23 protein-coding genes and 2 tRNA genes are annotated in these 25,164 nt (G+C 44.0%); 8 read left to right on the top strand and 17 right to left on the bottom strand.

Translation table 11 applies throughout. The features are described from left to right. Positions 1-127 precede the first annotated feature (127 nt). From K339_RS0117620 to K339_RS0117655, 8 genes are all read right to left on the bottom strand, one after another. Positions 128-2,023 carry a helix-turn-helix domain-containing protein gene (locus tag K339_RS0117620; RefSeq protein WP_028524772.1) on the bottom strand — a complete coding sequence of 632 codons (1,896 nt, stop codon included), beginning with the start codon at positions 2,021-2,023 and terminating at the stop codon, positions 128-130. Between the two features lie 142 nt (positions 2,024-2,165). Beyond that, positions 2,166-2,960, bottom strand: a complete 795-nt coding sequence (locus tag K339_RS0117625; RefSeq protein WP_028524773.1) for a thymidylate synthase — start codon at positions 2,958-2,960, stop codon at positions 2,166-2,168. An 11-nt stretch (positions 2,961-2,971) separates the two neighbouring features. Then, on the bottom strand, positions 2,972-3,586 hold the full coding sequence (locus K339_RS0117630; RefSeq protein ID WP_028524774.1) for an HNH endonuclease family protein: 615 nt from the start codon (positions 3,584-3,586) through the stop codon (positions 2,972-2,974). Next, positions 3,583-4,893, bottom strand: a complete 1,311-nt coding sequence (locus tag K339_RS0117635) for an AAA family ATPase (protein WP_028524775.1) — start codon at positions 4,891-4,893, stop codon at positions 3,583-3,585. The genes K339_RS0117630 and K339_RS0117635 overlap by 4 nt, the downstream gene beginning before the upstream one ends. Positions 4,894-4,977: 84 nt before the next feature. After that, positions 4,978-5,577: a hypothetical protein gene (locus tag K339_RS0117640; RefSeq protein ID WP_157607638.1), complete on the bottom strand. Its 600-nt coding sequence runs from the start codon at positions 5,575-5,577 to the stop codon at positions 4,978-4,980. A gap of 179 nt (positions 5,578-5,756) precedes the next feature. Next, positions 5,757-7,910, bottom strand: coding sequence for a methylmalonyl-CoA mutase (gene scpA / locus K339_RS0117645; RefSeq protein ID WP_028524777.1), 2,154 nt, complete (start codon positions 7,908-7,910; stop codon positions 5,757-5,759). A gap of 261 nt (positions 7,911-8,171) precedes the next feature. Continuing rightward, on the bottom strand, positions 8,172-9,206 hold the full coding sequence (locus tag K339_RS34045) for an AI-2E family transporter (RefSeq protein ID WP_037300873.1): 1,035 nt from the start codon (positions 9,204-9,206) through the stop codon (positions 8,172-8,174). Positions 9,207-9,218: 12 nt separating this feature from the next. Beyond that, positions 9,219-10,589: a methylmalonyl-CoA mutase subunit beta gene (locus K339_RS0117655; RefSeq protein WP_028524778.1), complete on the bottom strand. Its 1,371-nt coding sequence runs from the start codon at positions 10,587-10,589 to the stop codon at positions 9,219-9,221. A 238-nt stretch (positions 10,590-10,827) separates the two neighbouring features. Here K339_RS0117655 and dnaA point away from each other — a divergent pair, with 238 nt between their 5' ends. Then, on the top strand, positions 10,828-12,255 hold the full coding sequence (gene dnaA / locus K339_RS0117660; protein WP_028524779.1) for a chromosomal replication initiator protein DnaA: 1,428 nt from the start codon (positions 10,828-10,830) through the stop codon (positions 12,253-12,255). Continuing rightward, positions 12,248-13,213 carry a GNAT family N-acetyltransferase gene (locus K339_RS0117665; RefSeq protein ID WP_157607639.1) on the top strand — a complete coding sequence of 322 codons (966 nt, stop codon included), beginning with the start codon at positions 12,248-12,250 and terminating at the stop codon, positions 13,211-13,213. The genes dnaA and K339_RS0117665 overlap by 8 nt, the downstream gene beginning before the upstream one ends. A 51-nt stretch (positions 13,214-13,264) precedes the next feature. Here K339_RS0117665 and ppk2 read toward each other — a convergent pair whose 3' ends face one another. Both ppk2 and lysM read right to left on the bottom strand, forming a co-directional pair. Continuing rightward, a complete protein-coding gene (gene ppk2, locus K339_RS0117670) occupies positions 13,265-14,209 on the bottom strand; it encodes a polyphosphate kinase 2 (RefSeq protein WP_084332247.1) in 945 nt (314 codons plus the stop codon). Positions 14,210-14,432: 223 nt separating this feature from the next. Further along, entirely contained in the window at positions 14,433-14,894 is a 462-nt protein-coding gene (gene lysM / locus K339_RS0117680; protein WP_028524782.1) for a peptidoglycan-binding protein LysM, read from the bottom strand. Positions 14,895-15,014: 120 nt separating this feature from the next. On the opposite strand from lysM, the gene K339_RS0117685 reads away from it, so the two are divergent. From K339_RS0117685 to K339_RS0117700, 4 genes are all read left to right on the top strand, one after another. Beyond that, entirely contained in the window at positions 15,015-16,004 is a 990-nt protein-coding gene (locus K339_RS0117685; protein ID WP_028524783.1) for a 2-hydroxyacid dehydrogenase, read from the top strand. Positions 16,005-16,173: 169 nt separating this feature from the next. Continuing rightward, the gene (locus K339_RS0117690; protein WP_028524784.1) at positions 16,174-17,091 is read left to right on the top strand and encodes a serine hydrolase; all 918 of its coding nucleotides are present in this window, start codon (positions 16,174-16,176) and stop codon (positions 17,089-17,091) included. Positions 17,092-17,143: 52 nt separating this feature from the next. Then, entirely contained in the window at positions 17,144-18,013 is an 870-nt protein-coding gene (locus K339_RS0117695) for an AraC family transcriptional regulator (RefSeq protein WP_169731872.1), read from the top strand. Between the two features lie 66 nt (positions 18,014-18,079). Next, on the top strand, positions 18,080-18,544 hold the full coding sequence (locus K339_RS0117700) for a hypothetical protein (RefSeq protein WP_028524786.1): 465 nt from the start codon (positions 18,080-18,082) through the stop codon (positions 18,542-18,544). A gap of 127 nt (positions 18,545-18,671) precedes the next feature. Here the strand turns inward: K339_RS0117700 and K339_RS0117705 are convergent, their stop codons facing one another. Further along, on the bottom strand, positions 18,672-19,889 hold the full coding sequence (locus tag K339_RS0117705) for a pyridoxal phosphate-dependent aminotransferase (protein WP_028524787.1): 1,218 nt from the start codon (positions 19,887-19,889) through the stop codon (positions 18,672-18,674). A gap of 88 nt (positions 19,890-19,977) precedes the next feature. Here K339_RS0117705 and K339_RS0117710 point away from each other — a divergent pair, with 88 nt between their 5' ends. Continuing rightward, entirely contained in the window at positions 19,978-20,454 is a 477-nt protein-coding gene (locus K339_RS0117710; RefSeq protein ID WP_028524788.1) for a methylated-DNA--[protein]-cysteine S-methyltransferase, read from the top strand. A 77-nt stretch (positions 20,455-20,531) separates the two neighbouring features. On the opposite strand, the gene K339_RS0117715 is transcribed toward K339_RS0117710, so the two are convergent. The 5 genes from K339_RS0117715 to hppD all read right to left on the bottom strand — a co-directional run bounded on the left by K339_RS0117715 (position 20,532) and on the right by hppD (position 23,641). After that, positions 20,532-21,086, bottom strand: coding sequence for a fasciclin domain-containing protein (locus tag K339_RS0117715; RefSeq protein WP_028524789.1), 555 nt, complete (start codon positions 21,084-21,086; stop codon positions 20,532-20,534). A gap of 380 nt (positions 21,087-21,466) precedes the next feature. Beyond that, a tRNA-Pro gene (locus tag K339_RS0117720) sits at positions 21,467-21,541 on the bottom strand. Positions 21,542-21,562: 21 nt separating this feature from the next. Beyond that, positions 21,563-21,649 (bottom strand) — tRNA-Ser (locus tag K339_RS0117725). A 114-nt stretch (positions 21,650-21,763) separates the two neighbouring features. Then, entirely contained in the window at positions 21,764-22,489 is a 726-nt protein-coding gene (phhA, locus tag K339_RS0117730; protein WP_028524790.1) for a phenylalanine 4-monooxygenase, read from the bottom strand. An 18-nt stretch (positions 22,490-22,507) separates the two neighbouring features. Further along, positions 22,508-23,641, bottom strand: coding sequence for a 4-hydroxyphenylpyruvate dioxygenase (hppD, locus tag K339_RS0117735; RefSeq protein ID WP_028524791.1), 1,134 nt, complete (start codon positions 23,639-23,641; stop codon positions 22,508-22,510). Positions 23,642-23,885: 244 nt separating this feature from the next. Between hppD and K339_RS0117740 the strand changes: the two genes are divergently transcribed. Next, the gene (locus K339_RS0117740) at positions 23,886-24,623 is read left to right on the top strand and encodes an alpha/beta hydrolase (RefSeq protein ID WP_028524792.1); all 738 of its coding nucleotides are present in this window, start codon (positions 23,886-23,888) and stop codon (positions 24,621-24,623) included. A gap of 8 nt (positions 24,624-24,631) precedes the next feature. Here K339_RS0117740 and K339_RS0117745 read toward each other — a convergent pair whose 3' ends face one another. Next, the gene (locus K339_RS0117745) at positions 24,632-25,024 is read right to left on the bottom strand and encodes a hypothetical protein (protein ID WP_229598763.1); all 393 of its coding nucleotides are present in this window, start codon (positions 25,022-25,024) and stop codon (positions 24,632-24,634) included. Positions 25,025-25,164 lie beyond the last annotated feature (140 nt).

The following is a 25,164-nucleotide window of genomic DNA, read 5'->3' on the forward strand; positions in this document are numbered from 1 at the left end:
AGATTCTGGCAGTTATTTTTTATAAACAACTATTTATCAGAATATTACAAAAAAAAGAACGTACCACTTTTAGAAGGTGGCACGTCCTAACCATTAAAATGGCACACATTTATGATGCTAACTCTGTTTATTCTTCCTCAATCCTGGCCTCAAAGAAATATTCTCGCGGGGTTTGTTGCGTCATTTTTTTGAAAGCGCGGTTGAAAGCCGTTTTTGAATTAAACCCTACTTCAAAGGCAATGGCCAAAAGGGTAAAGTGTTTGTTGCGTGGGTCTTCAAAACGTTGTTTAAATTCTTCGATTCGGTACTCATTGACAAAGTCAAAAAAGTTTTTGTTGTAGCCTTCATTGATAATTTTTGACAATAAATGAGGCGCAAGTTTTAATTTCTGGGCCAATTCATTGAGCGTCAATCCAGGGTTGGTATAAGGCTTATGTTGCTGCATGTAGGTTTCCAATTTGCTTTTGTACCCACCCAAATTTTCGAGCGTGTCCGCCTCTTTTTCTAAAACGGGAGTCAAAGCATCTTGCAAAGCAATCGTAACGGTAGGCTCTTCGGTAGGTTTTAGGAAAGGTTGAGGTTTGGCTTGAATTTTAAAAATTTCGGGTTGGTGAATGGCAAAATACCCCAGAAAGTAGGGAATAGTCGAAAACGCTAACCAAATCGTGTCAATGCTTTTCTGGACAATCGAAACCGTTTCAATTTTGAAAAAATACCCCACGCCAAATAACAAGCCTGAAAAAAGCCAAAGCACCAAACACACCAATTGTAGGCCCAAAACCGTCGAAAGGTATTGAAGGTTGTACTCAGAAGAAGATTGATTGGCAGCCAATGCCCGATACGAACGAATGGCACGATAACACACCATCCAGTAGTACAAATTGGTCAAAAGTGCCAGCGTTCCTGTTCCCCAAAACAACCAAACGATGTCGATTTCACGGTTGACAATTTTGATTTGAAGGCGCTTTTCTTCCATAAAAAAGAAAGGAAGATAGACCAGCAACTGAACCACTGGCAATAAAAAATGCCCCCACCAGTGTCGCGGAAATTTGGGGATTTTGAAAAGCAGTTTTTGAATGTAAAAATAGAAAAGTGGGGCGTACAAAAACAGCGCGAAATCGGGTATAAGTAGCATCTTAGTATATTCTTGCGCTACTTCACGGTATGCACTGACCACTTTGATAGCCACTACCACAGCCATAAACGCCAGCGAAACCACCAACCAACGATTGGCGTGTCGGTTGTAGTCCTGCATAGAAGTAATGGCAATGATTAATAAAATGCTTTGAAAAGCCGAAAACAACAGCAGAAGATCATAAATAGAAATGGAACGAAACGTCCCCGAAAGATCTTCCCAAGACTGAATTTCTGCTTCAATATTCTCATTGTTAAGCACTTTACCACGATAAAGCAGGCGATTGGGACGGGTTTTTCCGTATTCTTGTCCTTCAACGCTGTTCCAATCTCCTCGGGTAAACTTATATTCAAGTCTCGGTAAGTCAGAAGCTACCGTCACGCGGTACGTACCATCGACTTGCTTTCTAAGACGAAAATCTTCATCGCCAGCGTGCCAATTGTTAAAATTTCCCACAATAAACAAACTGGCATCTTTGGGGGTATTTTCGGGGATTTGGGTTACCACAAAATGATAAGTCGCCCTTGCCTCCCACCCGTCAACGGTAAGCTGAACCAGTTTCGGATTCTTTTCTTTAAAACGATAATATACCCTATCTGCCCGACTTCCTCCTTTATCGTCCCCTTCCACCAGTCCCCAATTCCCTTGGGTAATTTTGTATTTAAAAACGGTGAGGGTATCGGGCAAATCAATATAATATACACCTGATTCCGAGCGCTTTAGCTCATACGCTAAATCTCCTGGTTGCCAATTATTAAAATCAGTTGCGAGAAAAAGGCGCTGGTTCGCGGTTTTGAACGGCGCATGACGTAGCACTTCAATCCTTACTTGTCCCACGACAAACAAAGGAAACAAGATACCCATCAAACAGCGCCACCAATTCTTCATCACGATTTAGTATTAAGTAATAATGCAAAAATAGACTTTCCAAGTTTTAGGCTTATACTATTGACAATCAGGAGAATTATAAACTTGCCGCGGCGGCGGACCGCAAAGTCTCGTCTAATTCTGCGTAAGTACTTAAGTCCAATTAAACAGCCACGGGAGCTTTAATAGCTGGCCATGGATTATAATTTTCGAGGGTAAAATCCTCAAATGTAAAGTCAAATACACTCTTCACGTCGGGATTGAGCTTCATATTTGGCAGCTCTCTAGGCGCTCGACTAAGTTGTAACTCAACTTGTTCCAAATGGTTAAGATAAATGTGGGTATCTCCGCCTGTCCAAATAAAATCACCGTACTCAAAGCCGCATTCTTGGGCAATCATCATCGTTAACAACGCATAACTAGCGATGTTGAAGGGCACGCCCAAAAACACATCGGCACTCCGTTGGTATAGCTGACAAGAAAGTTTATTATCGGCCACATAAAACTGAAACAAAGCATGGCAAGGGCTGAGTGCCATTTTTGACAAATCCGCAGGATTCCAAGCCGAAACGATAATCCGACGCGAATCGGGGCTGTTTTTGAGTTGTTTCAAGACATCCATAAACTGGTCAATCACCTGTCCGTTAGGGGCTTCCCAGCTACGCCATTGTTTTCCATAGACGGGGCCTAAATTACCGTCGGCGTCGGCCCATTCGTCCCAGATACTTACGCCGTTGTCTTTGAGGTATTTGATGTTGGTATCGCCTTTTAAAAACCAAAGTAATTCATGGATGATTGATTTGGTATGCACTTTTTTGGTCGTAACCAATGGAAAACCTTTTTGTAAATCAAAACGCATTTGGTAACCAAATACACTAATAGTGCCTGTCCCTGTGCGGTCGGTTTTGCGGGTTCCGTTGGCTAAAATATGGCGAAGTAAGTCGTGGTATTGTTGCATTGTTGGTTTAATTAATCGTCAAACATAAATCTAAAATTGTAATCCGACAAAAATGGTTCTTCATCTTTTCTAAAACGCTCAAAGGCATGACGACGACTGACACACATACTAGGGTGATTCAAATCAAATATCCGAATGGTAGCCTCTGCACTGGCTTTTTCCTCCTCTGAGGCTTGAGGATTGGGTATTAGAATATGACTGTTATAGTCGTAAACGAAGAACCGATAAAATTCATAGTCAATTGCATCAGGTCTTAAAAGGACTATTTCAAATTGACTTCCTTTGGAGTCTTGGCAGTGTTTACAAGCAATGTATAAGTTTTCCCATTTACAAACTTCCTGATAATACGCTGGATGTGTTTTGGGATGAAAATGGTCAATGGTATCATCCCCTCTTTTTAACGGAAAACCGTCACAATAAGAACAATGTTTATCAGTCATTTCCATCAAATCAGACAAAAGATGCTGATTCAGCTTTTTACCTTCGATTTGTGGCCATTGAAACGTGAAAGAAGGGTTTTGAGCCCGATTTTGAGCGTAGCGTTCCCCAAACCATTCCCACCGAGGCTTTCCTTCGACGGTTTTTGACAACACTTCTGGCACTTCTTTACCTTCAAACTTTCTCATACTTCAGTAAACGAAAAATCCTGATTCGTAAGGCGCTTTAACTGACGAAGTTCCATTCCCACGATACTGTCTAACTCTGTACTTTGTCCTAAAAGTTCTTTCACCAGTTGATGCAATCGAAGAGCGTCATCTTGGCGCTGTTCAGCCAAAAAAGACGTTTTTAACGCCTGAAAATCCTGTAATTTCCTTTCTACTTCAACCCCAAATCGTTCTTTTACTCCAAATATTTCCTCCAAAATATAATCATAACTTTTGGCGTCTTCCGACAAGATAGGCGGCCCTGCCAACACGCTGTAGCCATCTTTTTTCTCAAAACGATGCACCCAAGCGCCATCCACCGAACCCACTACAAAAGGAGAATGAGTTGAAATAAATATTTGAGCGTTTTTGAATAGTTTTTGGACAACAGGTAAAATTTTTCGCTGCCATGCGGGATGCAGATGGACTTCGATTTCGTCCAGTAGCAAGATAAAATTTCGTTCCAAAACGGGAGTATCATTGACCCATTTTAGCCGATCCATCCGCATCAACAAATCCCCCATCCAACTTACCATAGATTTCAGGCCGTCGGGGAGTTGGTCGAAATTCAAGGTTTGGCCATCTATTGTAATTTTAACTCTTAATAGTTCTTCCTCTAAGTCAAAGTTAATTTCTGATTCTGTAATTTCACTCAGAGTATTTTCTAAAGTTTCAATAGTTGAACGATACTGCTTTGCTCTCCTATAATCTCCCTTTCCTTTGGCTATCAGTTCACGAGTTTGAATATTTACTAACCATTGAATAAGATTCTGTGGATTAATAGAAGCATTAAAGTCTGTAGCATTTTTTATAGGTGATTCTTCAATTTCATTAATTCCTTTTATTTTAATATTTGATACCCTCCTGTAGCCTGAATAACCAAAAAATGCAAGCCCAAAATACATATCACTTATAAATAGATTTGGTAAAGGTGCGGCTCTAACATATTCATCCAAAGCTGCTGGCAAATAATCTCCAGTTTGAGCATAAGGCTGACCTCCCAAAACCCAAGTAATAGGATATATAGATTCAGAATACTTTATCTTAAAAGAAGACTTACTTATCTCATCAACTTTCCAAAATTTTTTAAGTAAATTGTATACTTGAAAAGAAATATTAGTTGGTTCGGCTAAAGCTTCAAGTATTGTACTTTTACCCGTCCCATTTTCCCCCGTCAGAATATGAATTTCGGCTCTATCAACGTCTTTTTTTAGTGGAAAATCTAATTTAAGATGCTTAAAAGGCCCAATTTCGTTTATTTCTAAACTCTCAATCCGAAAGTTTTCCATAGTTTTTGCGATTAAATCTGTCTCAAAATAACAAAAAATGCCCCGCTATTGCTAGCAGGGCTCGGGTTTTGAGAGTTGCATAGTTTAACCTTCAACCCGCCGCAGCTTCCAACTAGCCAAGATACTATCGGCTTTTTGTAAGGCATTTGCTTCAAAATACGTGTTGGAAGGTGCTTTCATTTGGGGTTGGTATCTTTTGGACACTTCGTCCATCACACGGTTTCTGGTTTCAACGCTAATTTCGCCATTGGATGAAGCTTCAAATAATTTTTCTTCTAATTCAATATTCATCTCCATCAAAATATCCGCGTTGTAATCTACTTCGAGCGAACTACTCCATTTTTTTTCGTCTAAATCATAACTCAAAGTCAACGTTTGAAACACCCCATTGCTTTTGAAATAGTAAGTGTCGCGTTCCAACGAACGTTTGCCGTTGGTGAGTACTACTGTTTTACTGATATGCTGGGGTAGTATGGTAGAATTATAAATTACCTTCTCTTGGTCTTCATATTTAAACCAATGTAAGTTGATGATATTATGGACTTTTACAGTATCTGTTGAAAAATACCATTTACGGCCAATGGGAGGAATCCCCAAACCTTCTCGTTCGTCGTTATATCCAGCCCCGAAATTTTCTCTCGACTTCCAGTTCTTAAATTTTGAGACAAGAAATATTAATACCATCGCTAAACACAATGTCAAAACTAGAGGCATCCATTTACTTTGCATTGCTTGCAGGAGATAAGGTTAAACAAAAAAACTCGTCCGCGATAGGTAACCTATTCTACGAACGAGTAACTTATATTTTTAGTACAGAAAACAATGGGTTAGTTTTGATTCACACCTCAGTGTTTACAAAAGCGTTATCCCTCCCCCATCAACTCCTTCAAGATTTTCTGAGCAGCAATGGAAATAATTGTCCCTGGGCCAAAAACGCCTTTTACCCCTGCTTTATACAAGAAATCATAATCTTGAGGAGGAATCACGCCGCCCGCAATCACCATAATATCTTCGCGGCCTAACTTTCTTAGTTCCTCAATTAGTTGCGGAACGAGGGTTTTGTGACCTGCCGCCAAACTAGACGCACCCACCACGTGTACGTCGTTTTCCACCGCTTGGCGCGCTGTCTCCTCGGGGGTTTGGAACAGTGGCCCCATGTCCACGTCAAAACCCAAATCGGCAAAGCTGGTTGCAATTACTTTGGCACCACGGTCGTGGCCGTCTTGTCCCATTTTAGCCACCATCAAGCGCGGACGACGCCCTTCAAGTTCGGCAAAACGGTCAGCCATTTCGCGGGCCACGCGGAAGTTTTCATCATCCGAAACCTCCGCACTATATACTCCTGAAATTGAACGTATCACGGCTTTATATCTTCCAAAAACTTTTTCCATTGCCTCCGAAATCTCTCCCAACGTGGCGCGCAAACGCGCTGCTTTTACCGCCAAACTGAGCAAATTAGAGTCAAAATCCGTTCCTCCTTGCTTGTGGCACGCCTCCGTAATGGCCTCCAATGCCTCCCTTACTTTTTCGGGGTCACGCTCGGCTTTTAGGCGATTCAACCTCGCAATTTGCGACTCTCGAACCGCCTGATTATCCACCTCCAAAATATCAAGGGCTTTTTCGGAATCAGGTTTAAATTTATTAACGCCCACAATGATGTCTTTTCCGCTGTCGATGCGGGCTTGTTTGCGGGCTGCCGCTTCTTCGATGCGCATTTTGGGCAAACCTGCCTCAATCGCCTTGGTCATGCCACCCATTTGCTCCACTTCTTCTATCAACGCCCACGCCTTTTCCGTCAGTTCTTTGGTCAAATATTCGACATAATAACTTCCCCCCCACGGATCCACCACGCGACAAATATCCGTTTCGTTTTGAAGATACAATTGAGTATTCCGAGCAATCCGCGCCGAAAAATCGGTAGGGAGGGCAATCGCCTCGTCGAGCGAATTGGTGTGCAAACTTTGGGTATGCCCCAAGGCCGCCGCCATCGCTTCAATCGCCGTACGCGCGACGTTATTGAACGGGTCTTGTTCGGTCAGCGACCAGCCTGAGGTTTGGCAGTGGGTACGCAATGCCAGCGATTTTTTGTTTTTGGGAGAAAATTGATTCACAATTTTTGCCCACAACAACCGCCCTGCGCGCATTTTGGCAATTTCCATAAAATGATTCATGCCAATCCCCCAAAAGAACGACAAACGCGGCGCAAAATCATCAATGTCCATACCCGCCGCCAATCCCGTCCGAATGTATTCCATCCCATCGGCCAACGTGTAGGCAAGTTCAATGTGAGCTGGTGCGCCCGCTTCGTGCATGTGGTAGCCACTGATACTGATGCTGTTGAATTTGGGCATAAAACGGCTTGCGTACGCAAAAATATCCCCGATAATGCGCATACTAGGCGCTGGCGGATAGATGTAGGTATTGCGCACCATAAACTCTTTCAAAATATCGTTCTGAATCGTCCCCGCCAACTGTTCGGGAGAAACGCCTTGTTCTTCCGCCGCTAAAATATAAAAGGCCATAATCGGAACCACAGCCCCGTTCATGGTCATCGAAACCGACATTTGGTCAAGGGGAATCTGGTCGAAAAGAATTTTCATATCCTCGACACTGTCAATGGCCACCCCTGCTTTGCCTACGTCACCCACTACCCTCGGATGGTCGGAATCGTACCCACGGTGCGTTGCTAAATCAAACGCCACGGAAAGTCCTTTCTGGCCTGCGGCTAAGTTTCTACGGTAAAAGGCGTTGGACTCCTCCGCCGTTGAAAAACCAGCGTACTGCCGTACGGTCCAAGGTTGCATCACGTACATGGTGCTGTAAGGCCCTCGCAAAAAGGGAGGAATCCCCGCCGCAAACCCCAAGTGCTCGGCATCGGCTACGTCTGCTTTGGTAAACGTCGTCTTTACTTTAATGCCTTCGGCGGTTACGAAGGGTTTCGCTCCCTCCCACAGTTTATCATACTGACGCAAGGAGACATCTAGTTCTTTTTTTATGTTGAGGAAGTTGGGTTTCATAATTTATATCTCAAAATTTTAATTCAAAGTATTTTTTTCTCGCAGATGAGTACAGATTAAGTCCACGCAGAAAACACGGATAACCTCTGCGAACATCTGAGATTTGCATCTGTGAATTTCTGTGAAAAACCTTTTTTCTCGCAGATGAGTACAGATTAAGTCCACGCAGAAAACACGGATAACCTCTGCGAACATCTGAGATTTGCATCTGTGGATTTCTGTGAAAAGCCTTTTTTCTCGCAGATGTGCACAGATGAGTGTTCATTTATCAGGCCCCAAAAACGTCGCTAAGGGCTTCCACTCGTCCACATTATCGGCAATGAGTTTTAAGATTGCCACAAAAGGCAGAAACAACACCATGCCCGATACTCCCCAAATGACCCCGCCCAAAAACAACGCCACCACCGACGCCAACATGTTTACCTTTAATTGGACGCCTACCACCCACGGAAAAATGACATTGGCCTCTAAGTACTGAACAATCCCAAAAACCGCCACCACTCCCAACGGATACCAAATAGAATCGTGCAGCATCCATGCGACCGAAATTGGCAACAATGCTCCAATTGCAATTCCTACGTAGGGAATAATGGTCAAAATCGACGCAATAAAACCAAACAAAATTGCTTGGTTCAACCCCACAATGGCCAAGCCCACACTGTTGAGAATGCCTACAATCAAATATACCAAGAGCAATCCTTTGATATAGTTATAATAGGTATCTACTGTTTGCATCGCTACCACCCTTACTCGGTCGCGATTAGCATCGCCAAAGAGTTCATATAAGCCCCGCATCAATAGTTCTCGGTAACTTAAAAACAAGGCCGTAAAAAGCGGTATCATCACCAAATTGAACAGTAAACTTGCCGTGGCATTGACCGTTCCTAACAACACTGCCCCCAATCGACTGCCCAAATTATTAGCCGTTTGTCGTAGCCAATTGATTTGCATATCAAGCGAAATATGCCATTGCGTCGTGAGCCACTGTTGAAAATCAACCAATATTTTGTCACTTTTCAGCGTCAATCGCGGTAGCTCCTGCCGTAACTCAACCACCTGCCACACCATAATTCCAACCAAGCCCGCGCCAATCACCAACACAATGGCCAAACAGGCAGCAATCGCGGCACTTCGTGGCCAGCGCCGACGTTCGAGCCATCGGCATAAAGGGTACAACACCATCGCAATCAGTAACCCAAACATCATCGGAATACTAATCACTTTGGTGAAATACATAATCACTGCTCCCATCAGCAGGATTTGCAAATACCGACTTACTTTATCTGATGTAGTCATCCTATCCTATTTTTATGCTTCAAAAGATTGGGCAATTCGACGGTTGGCAAGTAATTTAAACGCTGATTGAATGGGCTTTTCATCAATGGTGGGAGGTGTTACAAAGTCAGCTTCGTCAAACCTAAATTTATTGACGCCCACCATCACACGTTTCCCCTCTTGTAACGCACGGAGCGTTTGTTGGTAATTTTCTTCAATGGCCTCTTGAATAAAATTTTGAGCGATGGCTTCCATAAAACCACCTTTTTCTTCGATGGCAAGAAATAATGCCCACGCCGCATCAACCAATTGTAGCGTTAAGTTTTCAAGGTAATAACTTCCCGCCGCTGGGTCAACGGTTTTATCTAAATAACTTTCCCCCTTCAACAAAACAGAAATATTTCGGGCAATACGCTCCGAAAAATCATCCGAAGGCTGAAAAGCGACATCGTACGCGTGAACTGTCAACGCATCACATCCACCCATAACGGCACTCATCGCCTCGGTTGTGGCACGCAACATGTTAGTGTTGGGCGTGGTGGCGGCATCATAAAATGTTGATGTCTGGGCATGGATGTAGCAATTGTGATACCCCGCCAAAAACTCCCCGCTCACCTTCTGCCACAAGTACCTCAGTGCCCGCAGTTTTGCGATTTCCAGAAAATAATTTGTACCAATAGAAAACGAGAAATATACTTTAGGCAAAATATCTTCGACCGTAAGTCCTTCATCGGTAAGTTTATCTAAGTAGGTCACTGCCGACGAGAGCGTAAAGGCCAATTCTTGCGCAATATTTGCCCCTGCATTATGAAACGCATGACTACTGACGCACACCGTCCGAAACTGCGGCGATGTTTGAGTTTGTCGAATACAGTTGGCTAATTCTTTAAAATACGTGGCAGATAGTTCTCCCGTTTGCACCCAACGCGCCAAACCGTCGTCGGCCAAACCGCCTTTCATTTGGTAAGGAATAAATCGGAGTAATTCCGAAACGGTGGCCTCTTCTCGTCCTCCAGTTTGAAAAAAAACGGGCGTTTCACTCAACTTTATCCCGTCGAGCAATTTTGTCAGTTCTATTTTTTTATTTTTTGTCAAATCCAGCATCAACGCATCCACTCCTTTTTGAAGTAATGCCTTGAGTTGTGCATTGGTTACTTTTTCTTCCTCTACTTCTACTTGTGGCTGATTGAGCCACCCAATATTTTTGACTTGGCAGGTCTGTATTTTCACAAAACGCTCATCCACAAGGTCTTCCGCCGCATAGTAAGGTTCGACCACAATCCCTTCAGCTGTATTCCACAACAGGGTTGCCTCAAAACCCTTTCCCTTTAAGTCTTTGAGGGTCTGTTGTTTCCAAATTTCTTTGGAGGCGGGGGAAAATTCGGAGAAAAGAGGTAAGTTCATGAAGTCTTGTACTTTTTAAAGAAAAAATAATTTTATAACGATGGGGTAAAAATAGAGGGAATAACTTTCCGTTTCAAGCCTTGTGCTGGATTTGCTGCTATATAGATATAGATGCGCAAAAAACCCATGATTTTTTGCAAAAAAACTGCATTTCTGACAAAAATCAGCACCTATAGCTTGTTGTTTATGCGTAAGTTTTCCCTAATTTTGCAGCCCTTTGTCCAAAAAATAGAGTTGAGTGAACTATCAATTACGCCGCGAAGTCGATGAGGTATGGGAGAAATGCCTGCAAGTCATCAAGGCAAATATCTCCGAACAAAGTTTTAAAACCTGGTTTGAGCCGATTGTCCCCTTTCGGCTTGATGGGAAAACTTTGACCATACAAGTACCTAGTCAGTTTTTTTATGAGTGGCTCGAAGAAAACTACATTCACGTTCTTCGACGCGCACTCGATTTCGCCATTGGCCGCGAAGGACAACTCGAATACTCTATCATTGTTGACACTGGCACCGACCGTCAACCGCCGATTAAGGTACACGTTCCGACGACCAACTCGCCCGTAGCGGCCGAGGCCCGTCAGAAAGCAGCCTCTGAACCCCGAAAGCCTGCTCCACCGCCCGTTAGAGGCATCGATACCTCAGAACTGGATTTGTTTCTCAATACCAATTACAGTTTTGACAACTACATTGAGGGAGATTGTAACCGTTTGGCCCGCTCGGCAGGTATGGCCGTGGCACAGCGCCCGGGGGTGACGTCGTTCAACCCGCTGCTGATTTATGGCGGAGTTGGTTTAGGCAAAACGCACTTGGTACAAGCCATCGGCAACCACATTAAAGGGCATTTTGGCGATAAATCGGTGCTGTATGTTTCTTCGGAGAAATTTACGAATCAGTTTATCAACGCCATCAAAAACAACACCCTGCAAGATTTCACCGATTTTTACATGCGGGTGGATACGTTGATTTTGGACGACGTGCAGTTTTTGTCGGGCAAAGAAAAAACGCAAGATACCTTCTTCCATATCTTTAATCACTTGCACCAGTCGGGACGTCAAATCATCATGACCTCCGACCGCCGTCCGAGTGAATTGCAAGGTCTTCAAGACCGTTTGCTTTCCCGCTTTAAGTGGGGACTCACGGCTGATCTCCAACAACCCGACTTCGAAACGCGGATTGCCATCATTCAACGCAAACTGCAAGCCGAAGGGATTTACATCGAAGCAAGTGTGATTGAGTACGTGGCGCATAGTGTCAACACCAACGTTCGCGAACTTGAGGGAGTTATTATTTCGCTCATGGCGCAGGCATCGCTCGTACGTCGCGATATTGACCTCGAATTGGCCAAAAACGTGTTAAAAAACATTGTTTCAACCGAAGAAAAGGAAGTCAACATCGACACCATTCAGGACATTGTGTCGGATTTTTACGACGTGACCATTGCCGATTTAAAAAGCAAGAGCCGTAAAAAAGAGCTGGTATTCCCGCGTCAGGTAGCGATGTATTTTGCCAAAGAACTCACCGACTTGTCGTTAAAATCCATTGGGTATCACTTTGGCGGCCGCGACCACAGCACGGTCATCCACGCCGTACAGACCATCAGCGACTTGATGGAACAAGACGAAGCAGTAAAAGAAGCACTCCAAAAAATTCGGAGTAATTTTGGGTAAATTACTCCTCCTCCCACATACATCTTTTTCCCATAGCCGTTGGGATACTTTTATTGCGGCTTCCTCGCAGCGGGTAATTTATGCTTACTCGTGGTATTTGGACGTGGTTTCGCCGCAATGGCAGGCGTTGGTGCTGGAAGAAGAAGGGATTTGGAAGGCCGTGATGCCTCTACCTACGCAGCAAAAATGGAGGTTAAACGTAGTCCAACAGCCGTTTTTTTGTCAGTTTTTAGGGATTTTTACGACACCTTCGGTCGAACTTGCTTCGGTACAAACTGCTTTTGTAGAAGCGCTTTCTACGCATTTTCGGTACGTGTCGAGCTATTCGGGGCGTTTTGGCGAAGACCTTTTTCCTGCGCCGTGGGAGGCGAAACGGTGTTTTACCCACCTCTTCCCCCTCGACGTTCCTTACGAACAACTCCACCAACGGTACTCCACCGACCGCCGCATCAACTTGGGGCGTGCGTTTCGTTTTGGGTGGGAAATCGCCGAGAGCGAAGACATTAAACCGATGCTCCAATTGTTTCAGGAAAACCACGCGGCCAACATTCAAGGGGGCGTGGCCGAAACGGCTTACGAATTGCTGCGAAAAGTGGTGGAAGCCTTGCAGCACCGCAACGCCGCTCGCATCGTGTACGCGCACAAAGACGGAAAGATAGAAGCGGGGGCGCTGTTTGCCACCTATGACCAACGCATTGTCTATTTATTCAACGCCGCTTCTGCCGTCGGACGTAAAGGCAACGCCCGCACGTTGTTGATTGACCAATGTTTTCAAGACTTCGCCAACTCGGGCTATGTATTTGATTTTGAAAGCCCCGAAAAGGAGTCCATTGCGTCTTTTTATGCCTCCTTCGGTGCGCAGTCCGAGGAATATTGGGTACTTCATTACAATGCGTTGCCTTTTCCGCTCAAACAATGGCAGGCGTATCGTAGAAAAAAATCATTTCCGAAAGTTTGAAACATAATACCTTCCCGAAAGTTTTGAACTTTCGGGAAGGAGAGCCAGGCGTTAATCCACCGTCATAGCATTTCGGTGAAAACGCGTAATGATATTAGGATTGGGATAGAGCGAAACACCGCTTTTGTCTTTTCCTTCGTAAGGAATAATGGACAATACGTACCGAATACTTTCTAAACGCGCTTTTTGTTTGTTATTAGCCTTCACAATAATCCACGGACTAAACGAGGTGTGCGTTTTGCTAAACATCTGTTCTTTGAACTTCGTGTAGGTCGTCCATTTTTCTTGTGCTTGCATATCTACGGGGCTCAATTTCCACTGTTTCAGCGGATTAGCTTTGCGTGATTTAAACCGATTCAACTGTTCTTCCTTCGAAATCGAAAACCAAAACTTGATGATGATAAGTCCGTCTTCGTACAACATGTGCTCAAATTCAGGCACTTGCTGCATAAAAATATCGTATTGCCCCTCCGTACAGAAGTTATTGACTGGTTCAACCACCGCGCGGTTGTACCAACTTCGGTCAAAAAACACAATTTCACCCCGATTAGGAAGTTGCTTGGCATAGCGTTGAAAATACCATTGGCCTTTTTCTTCCTCGGTCGGTTTGGGTAGGGCCACAACCCGCATCGCACGGGGATTGAGGTGTTCCGTAAATCGCCGAATGGTTCCTCCTTTTCCAGCCGCATCGCGCCCTTCAAACAAAATTGCAATCCGTTTTCCCTTTGCCTGTACCCAACGTTGAAGTTTTACTAATTCGATTTGTAATTTCTCCAATTCCTCTTCGTAGCGAATGGTTTCCAGCACTTTACGTGGGTCTGAATTGTTGCGTTTAAATAAATCGGACAAGTCTTTTTTAGTGCGAAGGTTTCGCAGTTCAGACAATAGAATGGAAGCATCCACTTCGTTTACATCAACAGAAGAACTAGCAGCTACAGGCTCTGGCGCTGGGTTTGGGGCAGCAATGGGTGTCGAGGAAGAAATACGTTTTGTCATAGTGCGACGATGGTTAAAATGTTTGTTTTCAAAACAATCACTTTTTCACTGACCTCCTATGACTTTTTGTTAACCCAAACCATGACAAAAATCAGTTTCATTTTTTGGGGGTGGTAACAACAATAAAGCCCTTCTCAGAAATGATTCTGAGAAGGGCTTGAGGATAACCTCCCGAAAGTTCAAAATTTTTGGGAGGTTGGGTTGAAACGTTCGGAATGTTGAATTATGAAAGCGGTGGAATGCGCAACACCTGACCTGGGTAAATTTTGTCAGGGTGAGTCAACATTGGCTTGTTTGCTTCAAAGATAATTTCGTACTTCATTGGGTCTCCGTAGTACTTAGCCGAGATTTTAGAAAGCCAATCGCCTTCTACAACTGTGTGATACTGAGCCTCTGGTGCTGGTTCTGCCACTTCCATCTTGTTGTCAACAGCTTCCACGCCTTCAACGTTTCCTACTGCCAACGCGATTTTTTCGGCGTCTTCTTGTTTCGCAACTTCACCTTCGATAATAACGGTGTGACCCGCTACTTTTACAATAAGTTTATTGTAAGGCAAGCCCAACGTTTTTACGTGTTGTAACAACGCGCCTGCTTTGAGTTCCGCAACTTTTTCAGGTGCTGCTGCTGGTTCGTCTTTGCCGAAGATTTTTTCTCCAACACCCTTAAAAAATGACATGAGTCCCATGGTTGAAAAAGATTTTGTTTGGTTTATACTATATTTGATTCACAAGGCTCAAATCTAAGTGTTTTTTAAGTCCTTGCAAATCGTTAGACCGTTATTTTAGTTTTAAGTCACACAAAAGGTATGAAAATTGCATTTTTCAGTTCAAAAATCTACGATAAAATCTATTTTAACCGCTACAATACATACCATGAGTTAAAATACTTTGAAAATCCCCTCAATGCCGAAAGTGTTGATTTGACCAACGGCTACGACGGGGTATGCGTCTTTGTCAATGACCAACTCAACGCCGAAGTCATTGCACAACTCGCCGCGCGAAACATCAAAATCATCGCCCTACGCTGTGCGGGTTTCAACAACGTGGACTTGCAAGCCGCTCAAAAACACGGCATTGCTGTCGTTCGTGTCCCTGCCTACTCACCTCACGCCGTGGCCGAACACGCCGTGGCGCTCATCATGACGCTTAATCGTAAAACGCACAAAGCTTACAACCGCGTCCGCGAAGGCAATTTTTCGTTGGAACGCCTCACAGGTTTTGATTTGTACGGAAAAACCGTCGGTGTCGTCGGAACGGGAAAAATTGGCGAGGCTTTTGCCTTTATTATGAAAGGGTTTGGGTGCAAAGTACTGGCTTATGACATTCATCCCAACCCTGTCCTTATCAATGCAGGAATTCAATTTGTGGAATTAGACAAGCTATTTGCCCAATCGGATATTATTTCACTCCACTGCCCGCTTACGCCCCAAACCAATCGCCTCATTAACAGCGAGTCGCTCGAAAAAATGAAACCCAATACCATGCTCATCAATACAAGTCGCGGCGGGCTTATCGACACCAAAGCGGTTATTAATGCATTGAAAAATGGCAAATTGGGCTATTTGGGCATTGATGTCTATGAACAAGAAGCCGATTTGTTTTTTAATGATTTTTCGGAAAGCATCATCCAAGACGACATGCTGATGCGGCTAATGAGTTTCCCAAATGTGCTGATTACGGCGCACCAAGGCTTTTTTACCGAAGAAGCCCTCACCCAAATCGCTCAAGTGACGTTGCAAAATCTAGCGGATTTTGAACAGGGTCAACTCAATGAAACAACGACTTTAGTGAGTTAATCTGTTCGGGGTTAGGAGTAACCCCATTCGCTCGTCAGCGGTCGGGTTAGGAGTAACCCGACCCACACGTTACCCGACCTGCACGTTCCTAATTCCCCATTCTTAATTCCCAATACCTCAACCCATGTTTTCATCAACCAACCCTCGCTACTTTCTTATCGCTACTCTTATGTTGTTGCTAACTTGTTACCACCTAGCTTCAGCTCAACCCAACGTTCCCAATACCAAAATTGACAAAAAACTTACGGCCCTCTTGCAACAAGCAATCAAAGGCCACGAGGGGAACGTGGGAGTCTATGTTCGGAACTTAAAAACCAACAAAATCGTCGAAATCAACGCCGATACCCTTTTTCCAACGGCCAGCATGATTAAAGTACCTATTCAGTGCGGACTGTTTGACAAAATCAGTAAAGGTGAATTAAAATACAACGCCATTCTTACCTACAAAGATTCGTTACACTACGATGATGGGATCGTTGGCTCACTCAAAGACGGCGCAAAAATTCCGTTAAGCGAAGTGGTAATGCTTATGGAAACCGTCAGCGACAATACGGGCAGCCTTTGGTGCCAAGCTTTAGCGGGAGGCGGAAAAAGTATCAACGAATGGTTGGACAAAAATGGCTTCACGGCCACCCGTGTCAATTCGCGCACGCCTGGCCGCGAAGCCAATCGTACGCGCTACGGTTGGGGGCAAACCAGTCCACGCGAAATGGCGGAACTTATCGCGATGATTCGCGCGGGAAAAGCCGTCAGCCCCGACGCCTCCGACCGAATGTACCGCAACCTTACTCGTCAGTACTGGGATGGGGAAGGCCTCTCTCAACTTCCTCCCGAAATCAAAACCGCTTGTAAAAATGGAGCCGTCAACCGTTCGCGTTCTGAGGCGGTGTTGGTTCACGCGCCGCACGGTGAATACGTTTACTGCGTCATTACCAAAAACAACAAAGACGAGAGCTGGACGTCCAACAACGCAGGCTATGTTTTACTTCGAAAAGTAGCAAAAGCGCTTTGGACGTATTACGAACCTAAGTACAATTGGACTCCTCCTTTGAATTTTGAAAAATGGTACCAAGAGGCCGTTGAATAAATACAAAATGATTGTATCGAAGAAAATAAAAACGTTTTCTACCCATGAGTTTATGGACAGGTTTTTCGTTCCTGAACCCGAACTCCAAGTAATGAAGCGCCCAGAGTACGGCATTTTTTTTAGTATGGAGGTACAAGAGTTAATCAAGTTATCCAAACTTCCCGTACCTCCCTCACGCTCCACTACCCACATTCTTATTTATCTTACCTCGGGGGTTGCCACCATGAAAATCGGTCTTCATGAGGTTCAAATTGAAGCTAATCAATGCCTCGTTGTGCCCGCAGGACAAGTATTTTCGTTTGAGCAATATGAAGTTAATGAAGGATTTATCACCGTTTTTAGCACCGACTTCTTGATTGGAAAAATCGGCAGTAAAGAGCTGATAGAACAGTTTGAATTTCTTACGCTGTGGGGCAACCCTAAGATTAAGCCTAGCTCCGAAAGTGCCCCTCTCCTTCGCCTATTGTTTGAACGGATTTTGAAAGAATATCAGCAAAATGGCTTACTAAGCCCACTTATTCAGCCGTTTTTCACTTCGATATTGTGTGAACTTAATACAGCCTATCAACCTCTCGCTCAAGGAAAAAGCAGCTCTGCCATTCAGTTAACCAACGGATTTAAAGCATTGCTCTATCAACACATTCGAAGTAAACACCGCGTGAGTGATTATGCACATCTGCTCCACGTTACCCCCAATCACCTCAACAAAATAGTGAAAGAAGTTACGTCCAAATCGCCCTCTAAGTGGATTGACGAAACCCTCGTGTTGGAGGCGAAAGTATTGCTATTTCAGAGTAAATATTCCATAAGCGAGATTAGCGCGGAGCTTGGTATTTACGATGCTTCCTATTTTAGCCGATTATTTAAAAAGTACGTAGGAACCTCTCCCGCTTCTTTTCGGCAAATGATTGATTTATCCTAGTTCTAAACGAGCTCGTCCTACTTTCCGAGGAACGTTTAAACGACCTTTGCCAAAAATAAATGACGTATGTATTCATCACTCCTTTTTTTACATTCGGCCATTCGTTGGCTGGTTGTTCTAACCTTAGTATTTTCCATCATTCGAGCCATTTTAGGGCTTAGGCACTTGCAAGTATTCACCAAAACCGACAATGCGCTTCGCCACTGGACAGCTACTACCGCTCATATTCAATTGATGCTCGGGCTATGGCTTTACAGCGAAAGTCCGATTGGTACCTACTTTTTGAAGCATGTAAAAGCCAGTTTCAGCTCGCTGGATGTATCTTTTTTTGGATTGATTCATCCTTTGCTGATGTTCGCGGCCGTTGTAGTTGTGACGATAGGTTCAGCCCTAACCAAACGTAAACAAAGCGATAGAGAGAAATTTAGAACCATGCTGTTTTGGTTTGCGCTCACCCTCCTACTCATTTTTGTTGCCATCCCTTGGCCATTTTCACCGCTTTCTTCTCGGCCTTTATTCAGAACATTCTAACCCTAATTATGTATGAAATCATTCATTACGACCTCGGTAGGTCGGCTACGGCTTGTTAGACAAAAAAATACCCCGAAAAAACTGTTGAGCCTTTTCGGGGTAAAAATATATTCGTTAACGCCGTTGATTAATACAACTTCGCTACGGCTTCTGCGATACGACGACAAGCTTCTGTTAAATTCTCATCCGAAGCAGCCGTAGAAATACGCATACAGTTAGGAGCACCGAAGCCCGAACCAGCTACCGTTGCAACAAACGCTTCGTTTAACAACCACATACAGAAATCATCTGAATCGTTGATGGCTGTTTTACCGTCAGTTTTGCCAAAATAGTAGCTAATGTCAGGGAAAGCGTAAAACGCTCCTTGTGGCATATTTACTTTAAAGCCTGGGATTTCTTTCAACAAACCAACCACCAAATGACGGCGACGGTCGTAAGCCTCGCACATTTCTTTGGCGGCATCTTTAGGACCTGTGATGGCAGCCAAAGCAGCACGCTGTGAAATTGAACCCGTTCCTGAAGTTACTTGGCCTTGCAATTTTTCTACCCCATCGGCAATCCATTTAGCGGCACCGATGTAACCGATACGCCATCCTGTCATGGCATAGCCTTTCGCTACTCCGTTAACCGTAACCACACGGTCGTGGATTTCGGCTACCGAACCAATACTAAAGTGGCCTTGTGGTGTAAAGTTGATGTATTCGTAGATTTCGTCGGCCAACACATATACATTTTCGTATTTGGCAATCACCGCTGCCAATGCACGGAGTTCTTCTTCGCTATATACCGAACCCGTTGGGTTGTTAGGAGAAGCAAACATTACTACTTTGGTACGGCTCGTGATAGCCGCTTCCAGTTGCTCAGGTGTTACTTTAAAATCATTTTCAAAGCTACCATCCACAATCACCGATTTTCCTTCGGCCAACTTCACCATTTCGGAATAGCTCACCCAGTAAGGTGACAAAATCAGCACTTCGTCGCCTGGGTTTACCAATACCTGAATCACGTTAGCCAACGAATGTTTTGCACCCGTTGAAACCACAATATTTTCAGGTTTCCAATTTATGTTATTTTCGTTATTGAACTTATCAGCAATGGCTTTGCGCAAATCGGCATAACCTGCCACTGGCGAATAGCCGTGATAGCCTTCGTCGATGGCTTGCTTTGCAGCTTCGCAGATGTGCTTGGGGGTCTTGAAGTCGGGCTCACCAACGCTCAAGCTAATCACTTTATGACCTTGTGCGGCTAGTTCGCGCGCTTTTTTGGTCATTCCCAACGTAGAAGACTCTTCTAACGCGTTAATGCGGTCGGCCAAAACACTGGCCGTTTCTACAACAGCAGACATAGTAAGTTGTTTTAAAAAATTTGCGCGCAAAATTACGATTATATGCAAAAAAAACCTATTTTTATTTCAATTTTATCAACTACAACCCATGTCTATTGCGTATTTGCAAACGCCCCTCGGAGTAGCTCACATTGAAGGTGACGACGAAGGCATCCAAAAAGTAACCATTACCAACGACGCCTTCCCTTCCGTCGAAGCCCCAATCTGTGAGGTAGTTCAAAGCTGTGTAGCCCAATTAAAAGAATATTTTGAGGGGAAACGCCAAGTCTTTGACTTAAAACTAAACCCCAAAGGAACCGAATTTCAACGACGGGTTTGGCAAGAACTAGTGCTTGTTCCTTTTGGTCGTACCAACTCTTACTTAGAACTTTCGAGGCGACTAGGCGATGAAAAAGCCATCCGTGCCGTGGCCGCCGCCAATGGCAAAAATCCCATTTGGCTCATTGTACCCTGCCACCGCATCATTGGCTCCGACGGTAGCCTTACGGGCTACGCAGGTGGACTTTGGCGAAAAAAATGGCTCATTGAGTTTGAAAAAGGAGGATTGCAGGGAAGCCTGTTCTAACCTCCTCTCATAAAAAAATAGGCTTTACAAGCCATTGAAACTTGTAAAGCCTAACTGTAAGCGAGCCTACCTTTCTACTACGAACCTGCACCTGGCATAACCACAGTGTCTATCACGTGAATGACGCCGTTACTTTGATATACGTCCTTAATAGTAACCATTGACATTCCGCCTTTCTCGTCGGTAAGTACCAATTTTTTACCCTTCATCATTGCTTTGAGTGAGCCCCCTTGTACAGTTTTGAAAGTGGCCGTTCCGCCACCAGCTTTGATGGCATCTGCGATGGCTTTTGAGTCCATTTTACCCGCCACTACGTGATACGTCAAAATCGTAGTAAGTGTACCTTTGTTTTCTGGCTTTACCAACGTCTCAACTGTTCCCGCAGGCAATTTGTCAAAAGCGGCATTCGTAGGAGCAAAAACCGTAAATGGACCTGCACTTTGCAAAGTTTCTACCAACCCAGCGGCTTTCACGGCTGCGACTAGCGTCGTATGATCTTTAGAATTAACTGCATTTTGCACGATGTTTTTCGACGGATACATCGGAGCTCCACCTACTTCAACTGTTTTTTCTTGTGCAAAAGATGCGTTGAAAATAAACGCTGACACGAGCAACATTACTAGCTTTTTCATTCTGTTTGTAATTTGGTTTTTTTATGGATTGTTCAAATGTGAATTACAAACAGACTTACGGCCATTGGTCAGCGCTTAGATTTGAAGAGGATTATTTTTCTTGAAGTTTCTTTGAAATTATTTTTCAAAATATTGATTATCAGTATTTTATTAATCAAAAAAAATAAACGAGTAGAGCGTTGATTGCGTTTCTTTAAAATTTTCCCCGCAGATTATCACAGATTTAATGTCGCAGATTTCCGCAGATGAATCGCTTTACGAAGCCCTTTTTCAGCGAAAATTTGCCTTTGTATTAGTCAGCGGCTTCTGCGGATAAAAAATGAAACTATTTAGAAGAAGTCAGAAAATAAAAAAGCCTTCCAATTTGGAAGGCTTTTTTGTCGGGATGGCAAGATTCGAACTTGCGACCTCCTGGTCCCAAACCAGGCGCGATGACCGGACTACGCTACATCCCGATTCCTGCTATTTCAAGCAAGCGGAGGGAGAGGGATTCGAACCCTCGGTACCCTTGCGAGTACGGCAGTTTAGCAAACTGCTGGTTTCAGCCACTCACCCATCTCTCCGTTTAAAGGCTGAACGATAAGTTAAAACCGCGTTGGTTTGTTGTTTATCGAGGCGCAAATATAGCGGTTCTGAAATGTTTAAAACAAATTTTTCACAAAAAAACTTACTTTTTTTTACACCAAAAAGTGCGTTTCCGTTAAAACAGCCTCAATATCAGGCACTGAACGATACAATTCTTCAAAAGAATTTATGACAAAATAATGGTCCTGAAATCGGTCAATATGATAAGAAGCAGCTAAAAGCTCTCTGACGTCAAAACGAATTTTGGGAACATCCGCGCGGAGGCAATAGGTACTTTCGCCAATCGAGGACAAAATACCTCCCCCATAAATTTTGAGTCGGTTTTCTTCTTGAATCAACCCAAACTCCACCGTGTACCAGTATAAGCTCCCGATTTGCTCAATGGCTTCGGGGACGTCCAGCCACCGCAACGCCACTTTACTTAACTCCGACATAAAATCACAAAACGGCTGGTGCGCCAACAGTGGCACGTGTCCAAATGTATCGTGAAACATATCGGGCTCTTCCAAATAATCCAATTGCTCGGGTGTTCGTAACCAAGTTGAAGCTGGAAATTTTTGGTTGGCCAATAATTCAAAAAAATCACGTTTGGGAATCAAGCCCGTCACAGGCTCCACCTCCCAACCCGTCAGCGCGCGCAGGCGTGGGTTGGTTTCGGTTTCAAAATTAGGGATACGGTCGGCGACAAAGCCCACTCTTTTGATTCCTTTTAGGTATGTTTTGCTCGCCATAAGCGGCAATTGTTCCATCTGCCGCTCAAACAACGTCCTCCATACGTGGTGGTCGCTGGGCGAATAGTTATTAAAATCCTGCTGCATTGTTTTACCTGTTAGGTGCTACAACGTTCCTCTTAATTCTTGCTCACGTTCGATGGCTTCAAACAGTGCCTTAAAATTTCCTTTACCAAACGACTTCGCTCCTTTGCGCTGAATGATTTCAAAAAACAGGGTCGGGCGAGGCATGATGGGTTTGGTGAAAATTTGGAGTAAATACCCCTCGTCGTCGCGATCCACCAAGATTCCTAACTTGCGTAAAGGTGCTAGGTCTTCATCAATATGCCCCACGCGCGACAGCAAATCATCGTAGTACGTAGAAGGCACTCGCAGAAATTCAATGCCACGGTTTTGTAATTCGGTCACCGTTTCAATGATATTGTCAGTAGCTACCGCAATGTGCTGCACCCCTGCTCCACCGTAAAAATCTAGGTATTCTTCTATCTGCGATTTTTTCTTTCCTTCGGCTGGCTCGTTGATGGGAAATTTGATTCGTCCGTTTCCGTTGCTCATCACTTTGCTCATCAGCGCAGTATAATCGGTCGAAATATCTTTGTCATCAAATGACACCAACTGATTGAATCCCATCACGTTGGCATAAAAATTCACCCAAGGTAGCATTTCGTTCCAGCCCACATTGCCGACCATGTGATCCACGTACTTTAGCCCAATTTCGGCGGGACGATAGGCAGGATTCCATGATTTAAAACCTGGCAAGAAAACGCCTTTGTATTGGCTTCTTTCTACAAAAATATGAACGGTATCTCCATACGTATGAATACCCGAACGTACTACTTTTCCAAATGCATCTTCTTCCACCACGGGCTCAAAATAGGGTTTTGCTCCACGACGGACGGTTTCTTCAAACGAATATTGGGCATCGTCCACCCACAAAGCGACCACTTTGATACCATCGCCGTGCTTGTCGATGTGTCTTCCAATTTCGGTGTCACCTTTCAAGGGTGAAGTCAGCACCAATCGAATCTTGTCCTGAACCAACACGTACGACTCACGGTCGCGAAGGCCTGTTTCCAAACCAGCGTACGCAAGCGGTTGAAAGCCAAAAGCCGTTTGAAAAAAATGGGCTGCTTGCTTCGAATTTCCGACATACAGCTCCACATAATCAGTGCCATTGAGGGGCAAAAAATCGGTGGTTGGTTTTACTGCTTGTTCAAAATCTGCTGCTACACTGTTCATATCTTTCTGATTTTTAGACTATTGAATACAAAATTTACGTTTGTTGATGAAGTGCAAAATATTTATTTGTTTTACTAATTATTATTTTGCTTACAATTTTATAGACAATTATTAACATTTGCAAATGTCTAGTGCTTTTTAATTGACCTACGCATTAAATTTTGGTAAAACCAATTCATCAACTTTCACTGAATTTCAGCAAATGCTATCTTCGCCCCAAAACAGTCATTTGCTCATTTGTTCCATGCGATATTTTGTTTCACTTCTAAGTGTTATTGTCCTCTCAGTTGCTGCTTTCGCCCAATCCACTCCTTTTAAGCAAGACAGTGTCGTATTTTTTGACGCAACTAGAAACCGCGCCATTCCTGTCGAACTCTACGTGCCTAGCAAGGAAAAAAAAGCGAAAGTGGTCATTGTTAGCCACGGATATGGCTTCAATAAAGGGGGAGATAATCGAGCCTATTCTTATTTAACCGAGGCTTTGGCTGCCTCTGGCTACCTAGTTGCTAGCATCCAGCATGAGCTTCCTACGGATGATTTATTACCTCTGACGGGGGTACCTCAAGTGGTACGACGTCCTAATTGGGAGCGAGGTGCTACCAACATTCTTTTTGTAATAAGCGAGCTCAAAAAACGCCTTCCTCAGGCTGATTACCGACATGTAACGTTGATTGGACATTCAAACGGGGGCGACATGTCCATGTTATTTGCTCACCAACACCCCACGTTAATTTCCAAAGTAATTTCATTGGATAATCGACGAATGCCATTTCCACGCACTCGTCACCCACAAATCTACTCCTTGCGTTCGAGTGACCAGCCTGCCGATGATGGGGTACTGCCCACTCTTGAGGAACAGGCAGCCTTCGGAATAACGGTAGTAAAACTTCCCAATACCATCCACAATAACATGGATGACAGCGCCAATGAAAGCCAACGAAAAGAAATCATTGCTTACGTGTTGAGCTTTTTGAAGGAGTAACCGTCATTCTACAACGGTTTCGTCTGGTGTGTTACTTCGGCTAAGTAGCCGATGGCATTAAAGCGAAGTATCACTTTAGGCCCTTCCGACTTTTTGGTGATGTCGTTACAATGAGTACCTTTTTCAAAAAAATAGACGTAAAATTTTTGATCACGACCTCCTAGCTGATGAATATCAGGACGCCCCAATAGCTGACCTACTTCATCTATGTGCTTATTTAGGAGTTGTGACTCAATTTTTTTGAAATCTGCAAGCTGGTTTTTACGAATTTCTTCACAACCTCCACGGTCGCTGCGCCATTTTTTTAGGTCTAAATCGCCAATTCGGTCAGGGGCCGAGGTACATCCTATTACACACACAAACAACACTCCCGCCCAAAAGCTATTATTATTGATTTTCATTGGTATTTTTTGAATTAAACTACAGGTTAAACGCATTAAAAAAGTAGCCTCAGCGAGGCTAAATCTTAGTAGAAAAAAGGGGTAAAGGCAATCAATAGCCACTCTATATTTTAATGCGTTCAACCTGATTAAACTATGTT

It is taken from the genome of Runella limosa DSM 17973, from assembly GCF_000482465.1.
Classification (GTDB): domain Bacteria; phylum Bacteroidota; class Bacteroidia; order Cytophagales; family Spirosomataceae; genus Runella; species Runella limosa.